At 60.5% G+C, this 22508-nt stretch carries 15 protein-coding genes and 1 CRISPR repeat array; of the genes, 4 read left to right on the top strand and 11 right to left on the bottom strand.

All coding sequences use genetic code 11. The features are described from left to right. Window positions 1-6 precede the first annotated feature (6 nt). From glnG to ACWHVV_RS01140, 5 genes are all read right to left on the bottom strand, one after another. Complete coding sequence (glnG, locus tag ACWHVV_RS01160; RefSeq protein WP_447527459.1) at window positions 7-1437, bottom strand: nitrogen regulation protein NR(I); 1431 nt, start codon at window positions 1435-1437, stop codon at window positions 7-9. Next, a complete protein-coding gene (glnL, locus tag ACWHVV_RS01155; protein ID WP_447927704.1) occupies window positions 1434-2492 on the bottom strand; it encodes a nitrogen regulation protein NR(II) in 1059 nt (352 codons plus the stop codon). The genes glnG and glnL overlap by 4 nt, the downstream gene beginning before the upstream one ends. A 214-nt stretch (window positions 2493-2706) precedes the next feature. Continuing rightward, window positions 2707-3240 carry a DUF4124 domain-containing protein gene (locus tag ACWHVV_RS01150; protein WP_447927703.1) on the bottom strand — a complete coding sequence of 178 codons (534 nt, stop codon included), beginning with the start codon at window positions 3238-3240 and terminating at the stop codon, window positions 2707-2709. 78 nt (window positions 3241-3318) lie between these two features. Beyond that, a complete protein-coding gene (gene glnA, locus ACWHVV_RS01145; protein WP_447927702.1) occupies window positions 3319-4725 on the bottom strand; it encodes a glutamate--ammonia ligase in 1407 nt (468 codons plus the stop codon). 457 nt (window positions 4726-5182) lie between these two features. Then, the gene (locus tag ACWHVV_RS01140) at window positions 5183-6211 is read right to left on the bottom strand and encodes an acyltransferase family protein (RefSeq protein ID WP_447927701.1); all 1029 of its coding nucleotides are present in this window, start codon (window positions 6209-6211) and stop codon (window positions 5183-5185) included. 150 nt (window positions 6212-6361) lie between these two features. Here ACWHVV_RS01140 and ACWHVV_RS01135 point away from each other — a divergent pair, with 150 nt between their 5' ends. Continuing rightward, window positions 6362-7255, top strand: a complete 894-nt coding sequence (locus tag ACWHVV_RS01135; protein WP_447927700.1) for an alpha/beta hydrolase — start codon at window positions 6362-6364, stop codon at window positions 7253-7255. Window positions 7256-7317: 62 nt separating this feature from the next. Continuing rightward, window positions 7318-7620 carry a hypothetical protein gene (locus tag ACWHVV_RS01130; RefSeq protein WP_447894882.1) on the top strand — a complete coding sequence of 101 codons (303 nt, stop codon included), beginning with the start codon at window positions 7318-7320 and terminating at the stop codon, window positions 7618-7620. Window positions 7621-7851: 231 nt separating this feature from the next. Beyond that, a CRISPR array of direct repeats spans window positions 7852-11242; the repeat unit is 28 nt; unit sequence TTTCTAAGCTGCCTGGGCGGCAGCGAAC. 129 nt (window positions 11243-11371) lie between these two features. On the opposite strand, the gene cas6f is transcribed toward ACWHVV_RS01130, so the two are convergent. Genes cas6f through cas1f form a run of 6 tightly spaced genes read right to left on the bottom strand, consistent with a single transcriptional unit; the run spans window position 11372 to window position 19715 of the window. Continuing rightward, window positions 11372-11941 carry a type I-F CRISPR-associated endoribonuclease Cas6/Csy4 gene (gene cas6f / locus ACWHVV_RS01125; protein ID WP_447927699.1) on the bottom strand — a complete coding sequence of 190 codons (570 nt, stop codon included), beginning with the start codon at window positions 11939-11941 and terminating at the stop codon, window positions 11372-11374. A 3-nt stretch (window positions 11942-11944) separates the two neighbouring features. After that, complete coding sequence (gene csy3, locus ACWHVV_RS01120; RefSeq protein WP_447927698.1) at window positions 11945-12979, bottom strand: type I-F CRISPR-associated protein Csy3; 1035 nt, start codon at window positions 12977-12979, stop codon at window positions 11945-11947. A gap of 16 nt (window positions 12980-12995) precedes the next feature. Beyond that, the gene (csy2, locus tag ACWHVV_RS01115; RefSeq protein ID WP_447927697.1) at window positions 12996-13973 is read right to left on the bottom strand and encodes a type I-F CRISPR-associated protein Csy2; all 978 of its coding nucleotides are present in this window, start codon (window positions 13971-13973) and stop codon (window positions 12996-12998) included. Next, window positions 13970-15436 carry a type I-F CRISPR-associated protein Csy1 gene (gene csy1 / locus ACWHVV_RS01110; protein ID WP_447927696.1) on the bottom strand — a complete coding sequence of 489 codons (1467 nt, stop codon included), beginning with the start codon at window positions 15434-15436 and terminating at the stop codon, window positions 13970-13972. The genes csy2 and csy1 overlap by 4 nt, the downstream gene beginning before the upstream one ends. Next, window positions 15394-18732: a type I-F CRISPR-associated helicase Cas3f gene (gene cas3f / locus ACWHVV_RS01105; RefSeq protein WP_447927695.1), complete on the bottom strand. Its 3339-nt coding sequence runs from the start codon at window positions 18730-18732 to the stop codon at window positions 15394-15396. Before cas3f ends, csy1 begins: the two co-directional genes overlap by 43 nt. Beyond that, entirely contained in the window at window positions 18729-19715 is a 987-nt protein-coding gene (cas1f, locus tag ACWHVV_RS01100; RefSeq protein WP_447927694.1) for a type I-F CRISPR-associated endonuclease Cas1f, read from the bottom strand. The genes cas3f and cas1f overlap by 4 nt, the downstream gene beginning before the upstream one ends. A gap of 162 nt (window positions 19716-19877) precedes the next feature. Here cas1f and ACWHVV_RS01095 point away from each other — a divergent pair, with 162 nt between their 5' ends. Both ACWHVV_RS01095 and ACWHVV_RS01090 read left to right on the top strand, forming a co-directional pair. After that, window positions 19878-20531 carry a hypothetical protein gene (locus tag ACWHVV_RS01095; RefSeq protein ID WP_447927693.1) on the top strand — a complete coding sequence of 218 codons (654 nt, stop codon included), beginning with the start codon at window positions 19878-19880 and terminating at the stop codon, window positions 20529-20531. A 92-nt stretch (window positions 20532-20623) separates the two neighbouring features. Continuing rightward, window positions 20624-22336, top strand: a complete 1713-nt coding sequence (locus tag ACWHVV_RS01090) for an HD domain-containing phosphohydrolase (RefSeq protein WP_447927692.1) — start codon at window positions 20624-20626, stop codon at window positions 22334-22336. Window positions 22337-22508 lie beyond the last annotated feature (172 nt).

Genomic DNA, 22508 nt, shown 5'->3' with positions numbered 1-22508 from the left:
CAGACCCTAGGCTTCATCCGCCAGCGCGGGCAGCAGCGTTTTTAGCTTGCGGGTCAGCGTATTGCGCCCCCAGCCCAAAAGCTCGGCGGCTTCGCCCTTACGCCCGCCGGTGTGCTTGAGCGCGGTTTCGATCAAAATGCGCTCGAAATCCGGCACCGCTTCTTCCAACAGGTGAGTATGGCCCTCGGCCAGGGCGTGGTCCGCCCAGCCGCGAAAGGCCGTGCGCCAATCGCTTTGGCCCCCGGCGGACGAAGCGCTGATGGTACGCAGCTCCGGGGGCAGGTCCTCGATCAATATTTCACGCCCGGACGCCATGACCGTTAGCCACCGGCAGATGTTTTCCAACTGGCGCACATTACCCGGCCAAGGCAGTTTGGTCAGGTGTGTCTCGGCGTCCGCTGTGAGCACCTTGATATCGGTCGAAAGCTCCTTGGCGGCCTCGGCCAGAAAGTGACGCGTAAGCCGCGGGATATCTTCCCGGCGCTCGGAGAGCCGTGGCAGGTGAACGCGGATCACGTTCAAGCGGTGGAACAGATCCTCGCGAAAGCGCCCTTCGTCCACCAATGACTCAAGGTTCTGGTGGGTGGCGGCGATGATACGCACGTCGACCTTCACCGAGGTATGCCCGCCCACCCGGTAGAACTCGCCGTCGGCCAGTACGCGCAGCAAGCGGGTCTGCGTTTCCGCCGGCATGTCGCCGATCTCATCCAAAAAAAGCGTGCCGCCGTTGGCCTGCTCGAAACGGCCCTGGCGCTGCGCACCGGCGCCGGTAAAGGCGCCCTTTTCATGGCCAAACAGTTCGGACTCGATGAGATCCTTCGGAATCGCCGCCATGTTCAGCGCGATAAACGGGTGACCGGCGCGGGGGCTGTGCTGATGAAGTGCCTGGGCAACGCGCTCCTTACCGGTACCGGACTCGCCGTTGATCAACACCGTAATGTGCGAGTGCGACAGCCGCCCGATGGCGCGAAACACCTCTTGCATGGCCGGCGCCTCGCCGATGATCTCGGCGTTGAGGCCTTCCGGCACGCTGACCGGGCGCTGACGCTCGCGAGCGTGGGCGACCGCACGACGCACCAGTGCCAGCGCTTCGTCCACGTCGAAAGGCTTGGGCAGGTACTCGAAAGCCCCGCCCTGATAGGAGGCCACGGCGCTGTCCAAATCCGAGTGGGCGGTCATGACGATGACCGGTAGATCCGGATGCGCCTCGCGCACGCGCGAGAGCAAATCCAGCCCGTCGATCCCCGGCATGCGAATATCGGTGACCAGCACATCCGGCGGGTCGCTCAAGAGCCGGTCAAGGGCGGTATCGGCGCGCTCGATACACTCGACGTCAAGATCCGGCTGCGCCAGGGCGCGCTCCAGCACCCAACGGATAGCGCGGTCGTCATCGACGATGACCACCCGTGAAACATCGGTTTGTGTCGCCTCAGTCATGACGCGTCTCCGGTAATGTTATTGACCAACGGAATTAACAGACGAAATTCGGTACGTCCGGGGTGTGAGTCGCATTCGATCAATCCCTGATGTTGATGCAGAATCGACTGAGCAATGGAGAGCCCCAGGCCGCTGCCTTCGGCGCGCCCGGAGACCATGGGGTAAAAGAGCGTCGCGCGTAGGGCCTCGGGAATACCCGGGCCGTTATCGATCAGACCCACTTCGCTCACCAGCCGATGGCGCTCCGCGCCCAGGGTGAACTGGCGCTTGGCGCGGGTACGCAGAATCAGCTCCGGGGAGGGCGTCTCGGCTTCGTTCATGGCCTGGACGGCGTTGCGCGCCACGTTCAGCACCGCCTGTATCATTTGGGATTCGTCACCGGAAAGATCCGGCAAGCTGGGGTCGTAATCCCGCGAGATGACCACATCGGGATGCTCGGCGAGCAGCAGCGTGCGCACGCGCTCGAGCACCTTGTGAATATTGACCGGCGCGTGCCGGGTAATGTGATGAGGGCCGAGCATGGAGTCGACCAGGTCTTTTAGCCGGTCGACCTCTTGAACGATGATATGGGTATATTCGCGAAGCGCCGGGTCGTCGAGGTCGCGCTCGAGAAGCTGGGCCGCGCCGCGAATACCGCCCAGCGGGTTTTTCACCTCGTGAGCCAGGCCCCGGGCCAGCACCTTGATGGTTTCCTGGCGGGTGGTTAGCGCCTCCTCCCGGGAGATCTGCATTAGCCGGTCCCGCGGCTCCACTTCGAGTAAAAGCTCGCCGGGCGAGAGCGGCGTGACGGTGTAGTCCACGGTGAGTGGCTCGCCGTTGAGCGGGGTAATGCGCGCCTCGCGCTGGGTATAAGGGTGAAAGGCGTCGCGCGCCTTGGCCAATACATTATCGATACTTTCGCCACAGCCCAGCAGCGTATCCAGACTCATGCCCTTGACGCGGCTAATGCTGACCGCCAGTAGCGCTTCGGCGGCCGGGTTCATCCAGCAGACGCGCAGTTCACCGTCCAGCAGCAGCACTGCGGTGGTGAGGTGTTCGAGTAAACGCTGATACATGGCGTGTCCTGAGGAGCCCCCTAAGAATTCGCGTGGCTTGATCATCGTGTGGTGCAATGTCTGTGTGATGTTTTAAGAGGAATTGCAAAAAGCGCGCCAATTGGGCGCTAGCGCTGTCATGCACGGCTTTAACGCATCCAGGCGGCGCAACGCGGCGTTTAATAGCGCAGCGCCGCCCGGTTAACGCCGCGCATTCGCACCATTTTAGTGCATATTAGCGCGGCGCGACGGTAATACTCACCGCGTCAGTGCGATGCTGAACGCGCCCCTGGCTATCGAGCAGCTCGGCTTGAAGCCGGTGGTGACCTTGCGGCAAGCCGGTCAACCAAAACGCGTCGCTGTGCAGCGCCGACTGGCTGACCTCGCCGTTCACCAGAAGTCTTATTTGATGGTCGTCGCGCAGCGCCGGCTCAACGTACACCTCGACCGGGGTCATGGCATCGCGAATCAGCGCCTCGGCCGAAGGGTTGGCGATCACGAACCGGTCGTAGGGCATAAAGGGCTGGCCGGGCCGGGTCCTTGCCGGACTCGAAGAGGGGGGCGGCGGCGTCCGCTCGACCCCGGGCAGCGGCGCCAGCGTGATCGCCTCGCCGCCGCGCTCCGGGTTGTCGGTATAAGTGACCCGGCCGCTTTCATCCACCACGCGGTACACCGTTTGCGCCTGGAGCTTTCCCGCCGTCAGCGAAAGCCCCAACAGCAACGCCGCCAGGCGCGCGTACTTCGCCATGCCAATGACACGCATGCCCATAGTCTTCCCCATAAAAAAACCCCGCCGAGGCGGGGTTTTGAGTCAGTAACACCTCAAGGGTGCCCCTAACGTTAGAGCTTAGCAGCTGTAGTACAGGTCGAACTCGACCGGGTGCGTCGCCATACGCATGCGCGTGACTTCTTCCATCTTGAGCTCGATGTAGGCGTCGATCATTTCGTCGGTAAACACACCGCCTTCGGTCAGGAAGGTGCGGTCGGCGTCGAGGGCTTCCAGCGCCTGGTCGAGGCTCGAGGCCACGGTCGGTACGGCCTTGCCTTCTTCCGGCGGCAGGTCGTACAGGTTCTTGTCCATGGCGTCGCCAGGATGGATCTTGTTCTTGATGCCGTCGATACCCGCCATCAGCATGGCCGCGAACGCAAGGTAAGGGTTGGCGGTCGGGTCGGGGAAGCGCGTTTCGACACGCTTGCCTTTGGGGCTAGCCGTGTACGGAATACGGATCGACGCACTGCGGTTACGCGCACTGTAGGCCAGCATGACCGGCGCTTCGAAACCCGGCACCAGACGCTTGTAGGAGTTGGTCGAGGCGTTGGTGAAGGCGTTCAGGGCACGGGCGTGCTTGATGATGCCGCCAATGTAGTAAAGCGCCATTTCGGAAAGGCCCGCGTACTCGTCGCCGGCGAACTGGTTGGCACCATCTTTCCAGAACGACTGGTGAACGTGCATGCCGGAGCCGTTATCGCCAACCAGGGGCTTGGGCATGAAAGTCGCGGTTTTGCCGTAGGCGTGGGCCACGTTGTGGATCACGTACTTCATTTCCTGAACTTCGTCGGCCTTCTTCACCAGGGTGTTGAACTTGACGCCGATTTCGTTCTGACCGGCGTTCGCCACTTCGTGGTGATGCACTTCGACGCTCTGGCCGATCGCTTCAAGGGTGTTACACATTGCGCCACGAATGTCGTGGAAGCTGTCCACCGGCGGAACCGGGAAATAGCCGCCTTTCACACGCGGGCGGTGGCCCAGGTTGCCGCCTTCGATCTGGCTATCGGTCGCCCAGGCGCCCTCTTCCGAGGAGATCTTGTACATGGAGCCTTGGATGTCGGTCTTCCAGTGTACTTCGTCGAAGATGAAGAACTCGGGTTCCGGGCCGAAAAACGCGGTGTCGCCAAGGCCGGTGGACTCGAGATAGGCTTCGGCACGCTTGGCGATGGAGCGCGGGTCGCGATCGTAACCCTGCATGGTGGCCGGCTCGATGATGTCGCAACGCAAAATCAGCGTGGCATCTTCGGTGAAGGGGTCGAGAAAGCCGGTGCCGTCTTCCGGGCGCAGAATCATGTCGGATTCGTTGATGCCCTTCCAGCCTTCGATGGAGGAGCCATCGAACATCTGACCGTTTTCAAAAAACTCTTCGTCCACGTCCCGTGCCGGTACGGTGACGTGCTGCTCTTTACCGCGCGTATCGGTGAAACGCAGGTCTACCCATTTGACTTCATTTTCTTCGATTAGCGCGAGCGTCTTGGCTGACATACTGTTCTCCGTCTCCGGTATGAGCGTGGCTTAAAGCGTGTACTGTTAAGCGATCTATTAAACGTATTGTTGAACAAAACCGTTGATACGCCGCGAGCGTATAGCACGCCTTTGTTGTGTATTCGCATTGGGGCGAGTTTCAAACCAGGCCCCGTGACCAGCGATTAAAATAAACCGACTATCGTTGTAGCACGCTGTGAGGCGTTTGCCTACGACGCCAGCCGTTGCCGTTTAATAAGCATGTAGCGTGCCAACTTTGCACCAATATGGCATGACGGCTTACCAAGCCTCTGTTTTAAAAATGATTTTCTCAACCCGAAAGCTGCCCTGATGTTGCGCGTCTAAATCAACGCCCCCGGGACGGGACTCAGAAGCCACTTCCGAATGCACCAAAAGGGTTCATAAAAACCTTTATTGAACCAAATGCGTGCGCAAGCATGGGGTGATCGCCTCTTTACTACACCTTCAAGCGCTTCCCAAAGAGCATGGTGGTCAACGTCGTGGTATTCGCGACCTTGTTCAGCCCGATAGAGCCCACGACACCCACGACGATCAACAGCAGCGCGTAAAGGAAAAGCGGCAGCGTTTCTACGCCGACCACCGTATCGACAATGGCAAAAAACATCGGGTGGGCGAGATAAATGCCGAAGGAGTAGCGGTTGATCGTGCGCATCCACGCAGGCGCGGGGCGCCCTTTCAGGTAGCGCATGGCGCAAAGCGTGGCCAATACGAACAGCGGGATCACCCACACCTCCTTGGAGGTGAACACCAGCCAGCCCGGAAGCGTAGCCAGTACGATCAGCACCACCGCCCCGGCCAGCCAAATCGGGGAGGAGAACGCTTGCATCCAGCGCGGCGGGCGGGGTCTTGTCTCGCCTTGCGCTACCGGCTGGTAGTAGCGCACCAGCACCAGCGCCAAAAAGAACAGATACACCCAGCCAAGCGGGGCGACCCAAAGCAGGTAGCCTGGCGGCGCCACCTCGAGCCAGTAGGCCGTGCCCCAATACGCCATGCTGACCACGCAGCTCACCCAAAGCCCGGGCACCGGGTCGAACCGCCACAGCCGCCAGCGGGCAAACAACCAGTACGCCACGTAGAACTGCATGGCGATAATCAGAAAGTAGCCGTGCCAGCCCGCGTAGAGAAAGTACTCCCGGGCAACGCTTAAATACCCCACCGAGGTGCCGCCCATGTTCAGGCGCACCCACTCGGCGGTGGCGTAGATAAACCCATACGTTACGTAGGGCAGTATCACGTACTTGACGCGTTGCCATAAAAACCCCGGCGGCACCTGGCGGGCGTAGCGAAGCGCGAACACGAAAATGGAGATAAACAAAAAAACCGGCGTTCCCAACACCAGAGGGATACGCATCAAGTCGGTGGTCAGGGTGTCCACGCGTTGATTGAGATGGTCCAGCCAATGAAACAGGAAAACCGCCGCGCATCCGTAGGCGCGCAGCCAATAAATCTCCTCGACCTTTTGCATCCAAGCCTCCTGCCCTGAGGCGCTGCTATGCTAATAGCGCAGCCAGCCCCGCTGGTCACATCCCTTTTGTCATGAACACTCGGAGGCAGTGTGCCCCTTCACCCTATTGCGGCTTGTCTTATGCGCTCAGCGCGTGCGCTCACTGTTGTTATGAGTGCTTTTTTACTCAGTGCCCCGGCGCTGGCCGGCGAAGTCTCGCGCCACGCGTTCCCCTCCCCGGTGCTGGGTGATGACTACCCTTACACGCTCTACCTGCCCGACGGCTACCAGGTAGATGCCGCCGAGCCCTACCCGGTGGTCTACATGCTGCATGGCTCGTTCGGCAACGAACACGACTGGGTCAGCCGGGGGCAGCTGGCTCGAACCGTCGACCGTTTGATCGACGCCGGGCACCTCCCCCCGGCGGTGTTCGTCATGCCGGGCAGCCGCAGTTGGTGGGTCGATGGCTATAACGAGCCTGCTCGCCGCGCCTTTTTCGACGACCTGATGCCGCATATCGAAACCACCTACCGCGTAGGCACCACCCGCGCCAAGCGCGGTGTGGCCGGGCTCTCGGCCGGCGGGTACGGCGCGCTGAATTTCGCCCTCGAGCGGCCGGACCTGTTCGCCGCGGTAGCGGCGCTTAGCCCGGCAAGCTACGTCCCCGCACCGCCGCGCAACTCCTCGGCGCACCGCCACCCGGCCTTTTTAGATGCCCAGGGCGAGTTCGATCAGGCGCTTTGGCAGCGGCTCAACTATCCGGCTCACCTGGAAGATTACCGCCTGGCGGTCGCGCCTGGCGCCAACAACGAACCCAGCGCCACGCCCCCGGTACCCCTTTATATCAGCGCGGGCCGCCGCGATGAGTTCGACGCCGAATATCACGCCCGCCAGCTGCGCCAGGCGATCGAGCGCATTCAACCAGGCCAGGTGCGCCTGGACCTTTACCCCGGCGGGCACACCTGGCGCGTATGGCGTGCCAGCCTACCCGCGGCGCTTACCTTCCTGTTTCAATACGTTGGCGCCGAGGAAACACCCGATAACGGCGAATGGGACGGCCAGTAGGCGAGGCCCATGACGACAAACTACACTAAGCTCATCACTCACTCGACAAAAGGATATTGAGGATGCATCAACATATCGAATGGGACGACCCCGGCAGCGCCAGCGTCGCGGCCTACTTCCAGGGCGACCCCAACCACACCCCGCCTTACCCCGGCGCCATTCTCTCCGCCCGCTACCAGCGCCGTATCGTACGCGTCAAAGTAGAAACCTACCGGGAAGAAGACGCCGTCAGCATCGGCACCGTGGCCGCCATCCTCGACGAACACGGCCACCGCCACAAAACCCAGGGCAAACTCAACATCGACGACATCGTACGCCTGCCGGATGACAAGCGCGCGATGGAGCGCTGGGAAGAAGAAAAGTAAGCCTGCTCCCCTAACCTAGCGTGCGCCCCACCGCTTATGACGAAGTACCCCCAAGCGGTGGGGCCGAATCAGCTGGCTCTTGGCTAAAGCCTTTTTACAGCACGGTATGAAAGTTCGAGTCTCCCCATCCGCCTCGACTTCCCCTCGCTGGACGTTCTCTACTCCCCCATATGCACTGGCTGCCTATGCGACAGCGAACTGACCCTCCTAACCACTAGATGTAGTGCGTTCTTTCTAAGCTGCCTGGGCGGCAGCGAACGCCCCGGAATCGCTCGCGCGCTTTCTGTACTATTTCTAAGCTGCCTGGGCGGCAGCGAACGAACGGCAGATGTCGCGAAACATACGCCTCCATTTCTAAGCTGCCTGGGCGGCAGCGAACGAACGGCAGATGTCGCGAAACATACGCCTCCATTTCTAAGCTGCCTGGGCGGCAGCGAACGCGTCGGCCGTCTTCCAACGTGGTGCGACGATTTTCTAAGCTGCCTGGGCGGCAGCGAACACGCCTACCGCATCCTGATAGCTCTGGAGCTTTTTCTAAGCTGCCTGGGCGGCAGCGAACTTAGTCCTCCGTTTTGCCCACAGGGCGGCAAATTTCTAAGCTGCCTGGGCGGCAGAGAACCATTCCGGGCACTTGGGGTTGGCGCCGAGCATTTTCTAAGCTGCCTGGGCGGCAGCGAACGAGGTGGACAAAGATGTCTAGGCACTCAGATATTTCTAAGCTGCCTGGGCGGCAGCGAACCCACCATCAGTCGGTAGCTCGGTTTCTTTCTCTTTCTAAGCTGCCTGGGCGGCAGCGAACGCTACGGTATGACGTTGGACGACTACACGAGCTTTCTAAGCTGCCTGGGCGGCAGCGAACTGCTGGACACACTCGACGCAACTACCCGTAGATTTCTAAGCTGCCTGGGCGGCAGCGAACGCCTTCTCGGTCGCTGGCGCTCGCCGCGGACTTTTCTAAGCTGCCTGGGCGGCAGCGAACAGATGGCAGCGCGGGCAGTCATAATCCAAGCATTTCTAAGCTGCCTGGGCGGCAGCGAACGAGGTCGTCTTCAAGGCCTATGAGCCAGTGAATTTCTAAGCTGCCTGGGCGGCAGCGAACCCAGTCCTACAAGCAGTTCATCGCTACCGATTTTTTCTAAGCTGCCTGGGCGGCAGCGAACGGGCGTCAGCATCTTCCGTACGCTCGATCAATTTTCTAAGCTGCCTGGGCGGCAGCGAACCCAGCGCCTAACAAACCTGATACGCGATTCTGTTTCTAAGCTGCCTGGGCGGCAGCGAACACCAGGTCGTCGAGCGAACCCAGTTGCTCGCGTTTCTAAGCTGCCTGGGCGGCAGCGAACGACGGCCAGCAAGCCCCGGGCCTCGCAGAACTTTTCTAAGCTGCCTGGGCGGCAGCGAACCCGGTGCTGGCCGGTACCGACTAACCGAGTTTTTTCTAAGCTGCCTGGGCGGCAGCGAACCGGCGCCTGCCGGACTCTGTGCAGCCTCTGTATTTCTAAGCTGCCTGGGCGGCAGCGAACTCGCTATCGGGTGCAGCAGCGGCGGACCACTTTTTCTAAGCTGCCTGGGCGGCAGCGAACTGCCCAGGCGATGAAAGACGCGGGCGTGTGCGTTTTCTAAGCTGCCTGGGCGGCAGCGAACATACCCAGGGCGGCGACCGCTACACGAGCTACTTTCTAAGCTGCCTGGGCGGCAGCGAACAGGTGCTTGCTAATTACGAAGAAATTAGCGAATTTCTAAGCTGCCTGGGCGGCAGCGAACGACTCCGACAACAGCGCGCTCAAGGCGCGGATTTTCTAAGCTGCCTGGGCGGCAGCGAACCGTTGAGGCGGCGCGCTGCTGCTGGGCCTGTTTTTCTAAGCTGCCTGGGCGGCAGCGAACTATTTTAGAGCGAACATCAAATAACGCTGTCTTTTCTAAGCTGCCTGGGCGGCAGCGAACTGCGTCCCGACGGAAAGCTAGCGCGGCATCGTTTTCTAAGCTGCCTGGGCGGCAGCGAACATAGAAGCTGAGCGCGAATGGCTGACAGCGGTTTTCTAAGCTGCCTGGGCGGCAGCGAACACATTCCTGAGCCTGTTCGTTTGCTCTTCGATTTTCTAAGCTGCCTGGGCGGCAGCGAACGCTCTTGGTGCCAGCTTCATACGCAACCGTCATTTCTAAGCTGCCTGGGCGGCAGCGAACGCACCCCGAAAGATCCAGCCCAACCTCGTCGATTTCTAAGCTGCCTGGGCGGCAGCGAACAGCTCGCCATCAATCGCACCGACGGCCGCAAGTTTCTAAGCTGCCTGGGCGGCAGCGAACCAAGCAGGCTTCGAAGTAAACGAAATCCTTGATTTCTAAGCTGCCTGGGCGGCAGCGAACAGAAGGCGCATTCGGCGCCGTTGGTTTTAGCATTTCTAAGCTGCCTGGGCGGCAGCGAACGCCGACTCGTCACCCTGGTATCTGTTCGATGATTTCTAAGCTGCCTGGGCGGCAGCGAACATATCGATGGCAGAGTCGAGGCAGTCATCATACTTTCTAAGCTGCCTGGGCGGCAGCGAACTTCTTTTTAATTCCCATTGCGCTGCCTTCGTCTTTCTAAGCTGCCTGGGCGGCAGCGAACGTTAGCCTTACGGGCCAGCGTGGAGCCCTGCATTTCTAAGCTGCCTGGGCGGCAGCGAACCAATAACGCTGCTGAAGCCGCCGATGATGCCGTTTCTAAGCTGCCTGGGCGGCAGCGAACAGCGGGCTTTTCTGTTTCTGGAGCCCGCGCATTTTCTAAGCTGCCTGGGCGGCAGCGAACGCTTTGGGTGCGACCAAGATCAGAGTCAGCACTTTCTAAGCTGCCTGGGCGGCAGCGAACGTGGTGCCTTGCTGAGTGTCCTGCGTTAGAAATTTCTAAGCTGCCTGGGCGGCAGCGAACGACGCGGGTCTCGTTGTAGGCCTGCTTTTGTTTTTCTAAGCTGCCTGGGCGGCAGCGAACCAAAAGGAGGTAATCCATATTCCTCGAGATGCTTTCTAAGCTGCCTGGGCGGCAGCGAACCTGTAACATGTTGCTTTTAACCATCTTTTGATTTTCTAAGCTGCCTGGGCGGCAGCGAACCCCGACCCTTTGAGGAATCGAACGGCTTCGGCTTTCTAAGCTGCCTGGGCGGCAGCGAACTCTCGAATCAAGCGATCGATCTCGGCATCAGTTTTCTAAGCTGCCTGGGCGGCAGCGAACGGCGGCGCGGGCCGCATCGTTGAGTTTGTCGATTTCTAAGCTGCCTGGGCGGCAGCGAACCCAATTACGGCGGTCTGAATGCGGTAGTGGGCTTTCTAAGCTGCCTGGGCGGCAGCGAACGGTTTCATCCACGCGCACCTTACGCACGTTCTTTTCTAAGCTGCCTGGGCGGCAGCGAACGCGCATGACCTGCGTGACATCGCTCTGATTGATTTCTAAGCTGCCTGGGCGGCAGCGAACAGGGTGGTAACGATGATGACTCTGATACTGGTTTTCTAAGCTGCCTGGGCGGCAGCGAACGCGAATGCTCGGCTGATAATTGCGTTACGATTTTTCTAAGCTGCCTGGGCGGCAGCGAACCGGCAAATATCGGTTACGTAGTTTCGTCCATCTTTCTAAGCTGCCTGGGCGGCAGCGAACTAGAGCATACCAAAATTAACGTTCTGATTGTTAAAGAGCTTTAGCCAAAAAAGCGGTATCACCCCTTTTCCAAGTGATACCGCTAAGTGCTTGATTAACCGTTACCCTTTCTTATGCTCAAAAAAAGGGTCAAAACCATGGCACGGTCGCGTCGGGGCTTAAACCATAGCGGTTGAACACACCCGCCACTGATTTTTCCCGAGGTTTTCCATGCTCGATAAACAGACTAAAACGCTGTTGGGTCGAGCGGCTATTGATGTTCACGAAGGGTAATTCGATACGTTTTTCCGCCACCCGGGCGTAAATCTGGCGCGCCTCGCTTTCTGATACGTCATGCCGTTTGGCATAGCGTTTCGCACGGCTGGGGCTTCCCGTATTGAACTGCCTGCGCGCCACGTTGATATGCTTCGCATCGGAAGGCACGGCCAATATGTCGCTCACGCTCACGTGGTCGCGCATGCCGGTGAGCCAGTTGGCGGTCATCAGTTGCTGAAGACGCGCTTGGGTGGCGTGCAAACGCAGATGACCGCCCAGCGTGCGTGCATTAACCCCGTGCTTGCGCAGCGGAAAGCTAACGCCGATATCGTTTGCTTCCAGGTCGAAAAGCGCTCGGTGCAGTTTGTTATAAAGCGCGCCCATCAGCATGGGTTCGGGGAAATCCGGGTCGGGCCTTAAGTGGATATCAATATAGTGATCCATGGCCTACCCCGCTTCGCCGAATACGCCGCCACGGATGAGAGTCGCCATGACAAAGTGCTGGTTTTCGGTAGACGGCACCTGGTCCTTCAGCAGCCAGTTATCCAGCAGGTTGTAAAAATCCACCTTCTGCTTCGGCTGACGATAAGCACTACCTTGCGTGGTGACCGAGCCGTAGGGCTCGACGGCGATGGGCCCAAGATCGCTGCCGTCTTCCGGTGCCGGGTACCAGGTGTCGATGGTGCGCAGCGCGTTACCCAGTTTCTGGGAGTGGATAGCGGCTTTCTGGTCATCGCCAATGCTGTAGAGCGTCTTGCTCTTGTCGCCCCGCGAGCGGTCGAGAATTAACTCCTGCGAGGGGAACACCTCTTGGCCGGCGCCCAAGCGCGCAAAAGCAACCACATCGAGCAGCAGATACTGTTCACCGGCCAGCGCCTGAGCGATCACGCTACCCAGCTCTTGGGTTTGAGCATCGCCGGTAAAGTCGCGGGTCGACTGCTCAAGCCCGTCAAAGGTCCAGCTTTTTTCCGGCTGGCCCTGCTTCATCTGGCTGACGACGACCTCGACCTGCTCGGCTCCCATACGGTTGCGCCACAAAAAGCGCCCATTCGCCAGGTTACAGGCGTAGCGGTGGGCCAGCTCGTCGAAGCCGTGCGCGTCAACGTAGCCAGACACCGTTTGCTTGAGCTTTTTCTGATACTCGGCGTTATTGCAGGCGGAGGGCGTGCCTGCGCCTGCCAATACCCGTAGCGTGAAGCGAACCGCCAGGGTGTCGGCATCGTGAGGTAGCGCTGCCACATCGACCGTTTGCAGGTTAGGATTCTCGATAGCGGCATCGAGCTTGAGCGGGTCCTGGTCCTTGGCTTTCAAGCGGTTGGAAATGGTGCCGCGCACGGATTTTTCGCGCACCGGCACGAAGTCCCACTGCGCCGATTGACCACGGCTTTCCCAGTTGCCGGCGCGAAAAAGCGCATCGGATGGGTCGAGTTTGCGCTCGAAAGCGAGCACGGAAGCGGTTTTGAGTGTGTCGTTCTTGGCCATGATGTTTCCCCTTTAATTAGTCTTGTAGCAACGTGTTGGTGTAGTCGTTTTGCAGGCGATAAATACCGCGATCCAAGTCGCTCTCCACGAACCACAGCAGATCGTCGGGCGCTTGAATGCGGTGGGGGCTGATCCATTCACCGATGGAATAGAGGCTTTCCACGAATTGAAACGGCACTTCCGGGTCGCGGGCATTGGCGACCTCACCGGGCTCATGTAGCGGCGAAATGGCGCCATAGCCCACCGGAATGGGTACCAGCCAGCCGGGGTAAGGGCGACGCACACTCCACCGCGCCACTTCTTTTTCCTTACCGTCTTTTTCGTCCGTTACCTGCTCAACCTGACAGGTGTGGTTGAGCCGGGAGAGATCGAGCCAGGCATCCAGCGGCGAGGCATTTTCATCCTTCGCCTTTAGCGTGGCGGTGTGCTCGGTCAGCAGGTCGTCGCGCAGCACCAGCGCGAAACCGGGTAGCAGTCGACGTTTAAGGCGCTGCCACTGCTTGGCTCGCTCATCTGCGCTAAAGCTCACAAGCTCAGGGCGATGGCGGCGCTGGCTGTCCAACGGTGGCATCACGCTGCCGCCCGCAATCCGCATGCCCTGCACCTGTTCCAATAGCCGCTGGGCAATATCACGGCGGCGCTCGGCACTGCCAAGGTCGTCTCCGCTGGATTCCACATCGATCAGTAACGTGACGTCCAGATGCGCGCGCCCTTCTTCGACAATGGCGGCAGTATTACCGCTTTTGTCGACCGGGTTGCGCGTCAGGTGAAACGCCTTGATAAAGCCGCCTTCGGTGACTTGCGGTTCGATGTGGTGGCACACCACGCCAATCCCGTTGAAGACCAGCTTGATATCGTCGGGCAGGTTGCGCTCCAGCACCTGCTGAACGCCTAAAAAGGCACTCATGGCGGGAAAACCCCAAGTCATTGGGCTGGAAATCGCGTTGGCATTCTGGATACGTAGGCGGGGGAGCACTAGAAGATGATCGATCATGCGGGCGCTCCTTCGATGCTCTCTTCATCGTCGCGCAGAGCATCCTGCAGGTCGTCCAACTGGCGGCGGAATTTTTCCAATACGAGCTCAATCTTGCTCGCCCAGACGTCATGCTCTGGGTCGCCAAGGCTAATCTTCATACGTTTGGTCAGCGTGTTTTTTAGCCAACCCGCAACGCGTTTAGAGACTTCTTCATGCCAGTCAGATCGCCACCGTGCGGTTGCAAAATCGACATCCAGCTCGCTTCGACCTGGGTCGAGCCAATAGCACTCAGCCGTTACCAAGCGGCACTCACTGTCTTTTGACCAGCCAGCCTCTAAACGGTGAAGCTCATGGGTAAACATCAAAAGCTCATCGGATAGCATTGCCGTCAGGTCGTCGTGCAACCCCCTGTCTTTGTACGTTTTTCTTGGTGACTTGCCTGCTTGGGCTCGGCGTTCATCCTCTTTCATGTTCTGCTTAATCCAACTGATCAAGTCGTTGATCAGTTGACGAACCGGCGCTCGCCGACCAAAGCGTGGCAACACCGACTCCGTACGAAGCGGCGGGGAAACATCACGGGAAACCCAGTTGGGCGGAAGTGAGGCCAGCAGATAGTTCTGCCCGCCACGTTCGCTATTGAGCTGCGAAATATTCTGCGGCTTGGTGCCGCCAAGTTTCTGCACGGCCAGGTTGAGATAGTCGCTGTATTCACCCTCGAAAGCGGCCTCCTCTCGGCGGGCCTTGCGCCCTGCCTTGGCGTGTTCACCAAAGCGTGCCTCGCTAAGCCGGGCGTGAAACGGGTGCGTTAAGGCGGTGGCGTAAAGCGGTGCCAATAAGTGGTAACCGGTATTGTCGGCGGGTTCATCACCCACCAGCCAATAAACCTGCTTGCCGCGCGCGTGGGAACTGGGCTCGCCCTTGGGCTCAACGATACTGGCAAAAGCGCTTACCCACGCTTGGGCTTCTTCACGATCCTTGCCAAGAGCTTCGGTCAGCGCATCATCGCTTTCGAGCGCCAGCTCCAACAACGAACGCCCTTGCCATTCGAGTTTCAGGAATTTGTAGACATCGAGGGCAGCGGCGTTACCCACCACATCGCCCTGAAAATCGTCCGGCAGGCAGTGGCTGCCGACCAGCTCACCACGCTCAAGTGAACGGGGTTCGACGTAGAGGTTGGTGCCCTTGGCGTCCGGGTGAACCGCCTTGAGCGAGTGGGTAACGACCTGAAGCTGATTTACGCGCCGCGCGGCATCGGCGAGCCAGGTTTGCGGCGCGAACTGCTCTTGCAGTTTGAGATAGACGGGGTCGTCCGGTGCCAGTTTCTCGGTTTTGGTCGCAAAGCGGTTCTGAATGAAACCAAGAATAAGCGCTTCAAGCGACGTCGGTTGATTCGGTGGTTCGGTCATAACGCTCCTTTTTTCCCTGTTTATAATTTGAATTACTTCTTCCTCACAAACCCCAGCGCCGGATGAAAATGCCATCCGTACGGGGCGTAGTCGGTTTTCAGGCGAATGCGGCCAAAGCGGTTGGCACAGCGCTCGAGACTCATATCCATGGCGTCAGCTTGCTCAGCAAGCGCGGTCATATAGTCCGGCTCGTTCCAAGGGGTGACGTGCGGGTTTTCCAATAGCTTATCCGGTAGCCGGTCCAGTTCGCGCTCTACAGGCGTCAGCGTCTCTTCACGGCCGTTCTGCTCAATGCGGTAAAACAGATAGCCCTCCTCCGCTTCATCCGGCATCAGTACGAACTCGCTTTCCTGGGCGTTATCTTCGCGAAACGGGGCGTGCTGCAGTGCCGTGGCGCTGAGGGCCATCGGGGCGGGCCGGTAGAATAGGTAGGCGCCCAGCTCAACTCTGGGTGAGCCGCCCCGCCGTTTGCGGCGGCCCGTTGAAACAGGTAGCGCTGCGCCTTCCACCATCAGCGAGGCCAGCCGGGTATGCTCCAGGTCGACCAGCTTCCCAGCAGGCTCCAGCGCTTCACTCGGCGTCAGGCGCGGGCGCGAGTCGATCACGTCGATTTCTGAGGCGCGCAGCAACGCGCCGAGTCGGTGCTGCGTCAACAGCCAGTTGTTGTCTTCGAAGCCGGGATGGCTAAACGCGACCCGCTCCCCTTGCAGGTGCTTCACGTTGGTATCCAGCAGGGCGATGTTGGGCGCGTTGGCAGGCTGAGGCCGGTGGCGGCGAATGCGCCCGGCGAGCTGAATGATCGAGCGCATGGAAGACGGCTCGACAAGAGCCCAGTCGTAGTCGTGATCGCGGCCCACCTCGGTAACCGGCGAACCCAGCACGATAAAGAGATGCTCGCTCGCCTCCCCCTTCAATCGCGCTTGAATATCCGGCAGATCGAATACGCCCCATTCATCGCGGCGATCCAATACGCGGTCGAGCCGGGCTTCCAGCCGCGAGCGCAGTAGCAGCGGAAACTGCGAGTGGTAAACGCAGAGGTGAATATGCGTACCAGCGGGAACGTCCGCACGATAGAGCGCCTGGGCCACGGCCACCAGGGGCGCAATATTGGCCATGCGTACCAGCCCGAAACTGGCGCGTTTGCCGCTTTGCGGGTCCTGGGTGTGATGCGCCGCGTGCAGCGCCAGTGCCTGGGTTAGCACCGTTTGCGCCAGCGTCTCGGCCATGGCATCGAGCGATGACGGGGCCGAAAAGGGAACCAGATAGCCTCGGCGTAACGGGTCTTGCTTGACCAGTTTTGCCCCCCGCCTGTGGGCAAAGGCGCTATGCGCAGTATCGAAACGTATGCCATCAGCGCAGCTCGCCTGGGTGCAGCCATGCTCATCGAACCAGGCACATACCGGCTCGACGGGAGCACCCGGCTCGCCCCGGTGGCGCTGATATTCAGCGCGGCCTTCCCGGTAGGCATCGAACAAGCCACGCACCAGGGCGGGCGGCAGCGTCGCTGACGAGAGCAGCACCCGAGAGCCCAGCATGCCCGCCCAGTAGACCAGCCGGGTGAGCGCGGGCAGATCCTTGATATCGAAGTCATCCGGTTCGTCGAGTACCAGGTCGCTACTCATCAGACGCAGCATGGGGGCGATCTGGTGGCCGCCGCGAAGGCTTTCCGTGGCGGGCATCAGGTGGTCGATGGTGGTGACCAGAATTGGTGCGCAGATAAGCGCTCGCGTGCGCGGGTCGGTAACGGCCTTGCTCAGCGCCGGGTGCGCGTCCACATTGCCCTCGAAATGCACATGGCTTTGTTCATCGAGCAGCTCGGCCCGCGAATCCGAACCGCCCTGGGATTGCTGGTGCTCGAAAAGCGCCCGGCTAGCGGCGCCGCCCACGCGCACGGCCAGGTCATCGCTGCCAAGGCCGAGCCGCTCGCGGTAGGCCTGGCCGGTTTGCAGCGTCAGAGTGCGCAGGCCCAGCGCAATCGAGAAGCGCGCCCCGGTTTCGGGCTTACTCAAGCCGTAGATAATTCGCCCGTTGGCAATCGTCTTGCCGCACCCGGTCGAGGCCATATTGATCCCGAAAAACCCCTGGGTGGCGCTTTTCTCGCGCAGACCGACGGCCAGGTCATAGGCTTTGTCCTGCCAACGAAAACGCGCCTTCTTGCTGCGCGCTTTGAAGCCCTTGTGGCCGGTGATGCCGCTCATCGCGTTCACCATATCGGGCAGGCGATGGGTGATTTCGCCAACCGCCCGCGTGACGCCGAGCAAGTGCTCGGTCAGCGGCTGACTGGGCTGGCGCTTGCCATTCACCGTGGCCGTGTTGGCGTATAGCGTTTGTGACCACGAGCCAGATAAACGCCCCTGGCCGGTCAAGCTCGAGTAGTGGTGGTCAGCCAACATCAGCGCCATGCGAGCCAGATGCATCACATAGGGCGCCTCCAGCGGCGGCACCTCCCATTTGCATTCTCCCAACTGACGGGCCAGGCGCTGCGCCCGGTCGCGCCAGGATTTCTCGGTGACCGGTAAGCCGTGGGGAAAGTACCAGTAAGGCGCCACGTCTTTTTCCGGGGCCGCCTCGACCCGCTCATTCCACGCCGCCGTAATATCGCGGGGTAGCGTGGGCAGGTTATCCGTGTTGAGCGGCGCTTTAGCGCCGGACCACTTTTGGGTAATGCCATCGTCTTCGTAGGCGGGTAGTGCGGGCAGGCGGTGATGACTGACGATCAGCCAGCCAACGGCAGCGGCCAACGGGGGCAAGTGATTGAAGGGTGGAGGCTTGCTGGTTTCGTCCAGACCATCACGATGTAATGTCTCCACCCAGCTTCCAAGCCAGCAGGCGTCATCGGCTGCCGCTGAGTTTTCAAGGCGGCGCAGCCAACCGGCGTCATCGTCGTCGCCCACAAACGCTTCCAACAAGCGCAGCGACACCCATTCGTGGCGGTAACGATTGCGCCCTTCGAGCTTGCCCTGAAGGCGCCATTGAAATGCCTGGCTGGCCTTACCTAAATCATGGAAAAGCGCCGCCAGCGAGGCGAGCAGATGAATCAGCCGTCCGCTGTGCCAGTCGTTTTCGTCCTGGGCACGAAGAATATTGCGCCGGGTGGTGTTGGTCGGCGTGGCCCCCTGCGGGTTAAATTTCGCTGCATCCCCCACCACCCACACAAGCTCGCTATGATCATGTCCACGAATCCAATGGCAGGCCACGGCGGTGTTCTTACGGGCGGATTTGCGTAAAAGCTTACGCAACGTATCAAGCCCGGCCTGGGTGATCGGTGTTTGCCAGGTGCGGTCCCCTCGGCGCTCGGCGAACTGATCGAGAATACGCCGGGTCTCCTTGAGCGCGTTCTTGTTGCACTGGGAGATCAGCAGCACGTTCATGGCTCACCGCTCTTCTCTTGATGCCCCAGCGCCTGGGCCACGTCCTTGAGCGTATCGATCATGAAATCGAGGGATTCGGTGCGGGTCAGGCGCTCGATGCAGGCTTGGCGAAATTCCTGCTCTTCATCGCCACGCATGGCGGAGATAAACGCCTGGGGCAGAATCACGGCGTCTTTGACGAGATCTGCCACGTCGAACACCAGCCCGCCCCGGCGGGTTTTGCCGTGCAACACGGCAAGCCCATGCGGGATGCCCAGCACCCAGGTGGCGGTGGCGGCCAACCCATACGCCAAGTAGTTGCCGTGGTCGAGAAAGCGGTTGGCGGGGTCAACGCCGGTACCGCGCTTAGCGCGGGTGAAGTCGCCATAGTCGGTGGCGTTCACCGCTAATTTGAAGAGCGTTTTGGTCAGGCGCGCTTCAAGGGTAAGCAGGTCCACCGTGCTGGGTGCCTGGGCGATCGCTTCGCGATGGTGACCCAGCGCGCCATGCAAATGGTCGGTTGCAATGACGAACCCGGCGTCTTTCATTACCCGGCTGGTCCACAGCGCTTCGATACGCGCAAGGCGGGCCTGCTGGAACGCCCTGGCGGCATCCAGGCGTTTTACGTCATCGAACCAAAAACGTACCCAGTACTGCAGATACTCCGTGGGCCGGTACTCGCTTTGCGGGGTTAGCCAGGCAACGTCGACATCCACTTCGTTGGCGGCAAACAGCGGCGTGCCACCGCCGCCACAAAACCCCACCAGCACGCCCGCCTTGGCAAGCTCGCGCATCGCCGCTTGAGTAATCGAGGTGCCGGTACCCAACAAAAGCGAGGTGGTATTGGCGATGGGGATATTCCAGTAGCGCGACTTACTGCCCTCATCGGTGACATACTCGACCCGACCGCCGTTGACCAGCACCCGGCAGTGTTGAAGGTAATAAAGGTTCGCCCGCTTCGAGTGCAGGATGGTTTTCAAATCGTTGGGTGAAAAATCATCCATAAAGCCCCCTTAACTTTTTTATCATCAAACCATTCCTGGCCCTGAAACACCACTGGCCCTCGCTATACTTAAGCCTAAAGCACCTTAATTAAACGCTCGTTTTTCTCGTTGCGTGCTACGCTTAGCGTGACTTTTTTACCACCCATAAACAGGTTCACGACCATGCGGCTACACCCTTGGCTCTGCGCGCTCGTATGCGCGTTCGCCCTTCCGGTTCACGCGCAATCTACCAACGACTGGGCGCAGTACGATGAGGTGTTCGAAAACGGTGCGCGCCAGGCCAACCTTTGGCAGTGGGGATGGACGGGCGCCTACGCGACGAGCCTGGCGGTGAACGCCTACCAGTCGAGCGAGGCAAGCGACCGCGACGACCGGTATGACGCGCGCGTGGGTGCGGTGAAATCCGCCCTGGCGCTGGGTGGCATGTTGACGGATCGCCAGCCGCATCCGGCGGCCCTCGAGCGCTACGAGCGCTTGAAAGCCAGCGGTGAACTGAGCGGCGTGCAGGCACTCGGCCTGGAGCTCGCTCAAGCCGAGCGGGCGCGGCGGGGCCTTGGCGCCCGGGTGAGTTCGCTGGTGGTCAACGGCCTGGCGGCCGGGGTGATCGCCGCCGACGGCCGCGGTGACGATGCGGCGATCAACTTCGCCTCGGGCATGCTGGTCAACGAGCTCCAAATTTGGACGCAACCAAGCCAGGCTTCTTCGGCCATTAACCGTTTTCAACCCGCCCAGGTATCGCTGGGCCCCATCACGCTCAAGGGCGAATACGCTTTGACGTTGGCCCCTCACCAGGTGGGCGCGACCTGGCGCTATTAAGTGTTAGGCTGGATTTGAAGACGACGTGATACAGGGGACAGCGCGGCCCGTGAACGCGGGTCGCGCCACGCAAAAAGGGTCAAGAGAAACCCATGAGTACCGCTCTAAAACAAAGCGTTGATAGTATCGAGGTGGTGGACGCGCGCCATATCGCCAAAGTGCTTGCGAGTCTGGACGATAGCCGCCATGCATTGACGGTGGCCCTCGATGGCCAGCCACCGGATTACCCGGCGCACCTGGAAAACCTAAGCCTGGAGACCGGCGAGCTGGCCCTGGTCGTGACCGACGCAGGCAGCCTCGACCCCGCCACACTCGCACAGCGCGCGATAACGCTGAAAGCCGAAAACGATCAGATTCTGAGCTTTGATGACTTCAAGGTCCGCCAGGCTGAACGTTGTGGCGAGGCGCTAACGATACGCGGCGCGATCCCCCAACGCCTGACTACCGCCGCCCGGCGGGGGCAGGCGCGCATCAAATTGCGAAAGGATATGCCGGTGAACGTGGCGCTGTCGCTTTTTACCGGCCAGCCGCCCATTACATCGAAACTACGCGATATTTCCGGCGGCGGGTGCCTTGTGCAGCTGCCGCTCGGGAAGTGCGTCCCGCTGACCGAAGAGGCGGTGGTCCCCAGTGTCGTACTGACCTTTCCCAACGGTGAGCGCTTCACCGCCAGCGCTTCGGTACGCCATATTACGCCCATCGCTTATACCAACGAGGCGGCGATCGGGCTCGCCTTCGAAGGCCTGGACCGCCCGCATCAGCAGGAACTGACCCAGATCGTCTTCACCACCGAGCGGGAAATCGCCTGGCGAAGCGGGGAAGGCTCGCGCCTGGTGTCACCGACCAAGCTCTATACCTCGCCGGACGCCAAAAAGCGCGCGCGGCGCCGGTCGAACACCCGGCCTCAGCGCTCCTCTCGCGCCGTCTCGGTATTGCGCGAGATCACGCGCGACTTGCACCTTTTTCTGCTGGCCTTACAAGGCGGCCAGCCGCTGCCGTTCGAACGCCTGGAACGCAGCGCCAACAAGCTCATCAAGCTACACGGCAAAGGCCGTCAGGCGTTTTTCTTTAGCCTGACCTGCTTGCGGGACGAACCCGCCTGGATGCAGCACTCGGTGAACGTGGCGGGCAAACTGGCCGACCTGATGCTGGCGGAGCCTACGCTGGCGGACGATACCCATCGGGCGGTCAAGGCGGCGCTGATCCACGATATGGGCAAGGCAATGCTGATCGACGAGACGCTGCCGTCGCTTGAAAGCGATATGGACGAGCGACAGCGCCTACGCCTGCAGGCCCACGTCGCTACGCTACTCAACGCGCTCGAGCAGGCGGGCTACCCGTGCGGGCCGCTGGAGCGCGAGGTGATCGGGGCGATCAACGAGCGCCTGGATGGCTCGGGCTACCCGCAGGGGCTCAAGGGTGACGCGATCTCGACGCTGGCACGCATGGCGGCGGTCATCGATGTGATCGATGCCATGACCCGCGTGCGCGGTGATCGCCCGCCGCTGGATATCGTTCAGGCGTACCGCTTTCTTTACAATCGTCCGGAGCGCTTCGATCAGCACTGGGTCACGCGCTACGTACAGCGCCACGGCTTCTACCCTTTGGGCAGCCTGGTCGCGTTCTCTCACGGCTATCTTGCCTGGGTGTTGGATCTGGACGAGCGGGGCCAGCCAAACCGTGTCCACGTCGTGCGCAATACGCACCGCGAGAAGGTCTTTTACGACGACGAGCTCGGCCGGGTGGATTTTGACCAGCTGGGCCGTCTTACCGGGCCTGCCCAGCCCCACCTCCACGGCCTTTGAAGCGGCTCTTAAGGCACCTGCCCGGTGCCCGCCCGCGCTCGTCGAATGCCAGGAAGCGGCGCGGGGGTAAAAGCGGCATATTGGCGCGGTCATTGTCAAAGGCGATGAAGCGGGTAAAATACTCGGCAATTTTTTGACACTCATAAATGTTATGTTATAACCTAATCGCTCT

The sequence above is a fragment of the Vreelandella sp. EE27 genome, from assembly GCF_968206495.1.
This window is presented reverse-complemented; position numbering and strand designations above follow the sequence as displayed.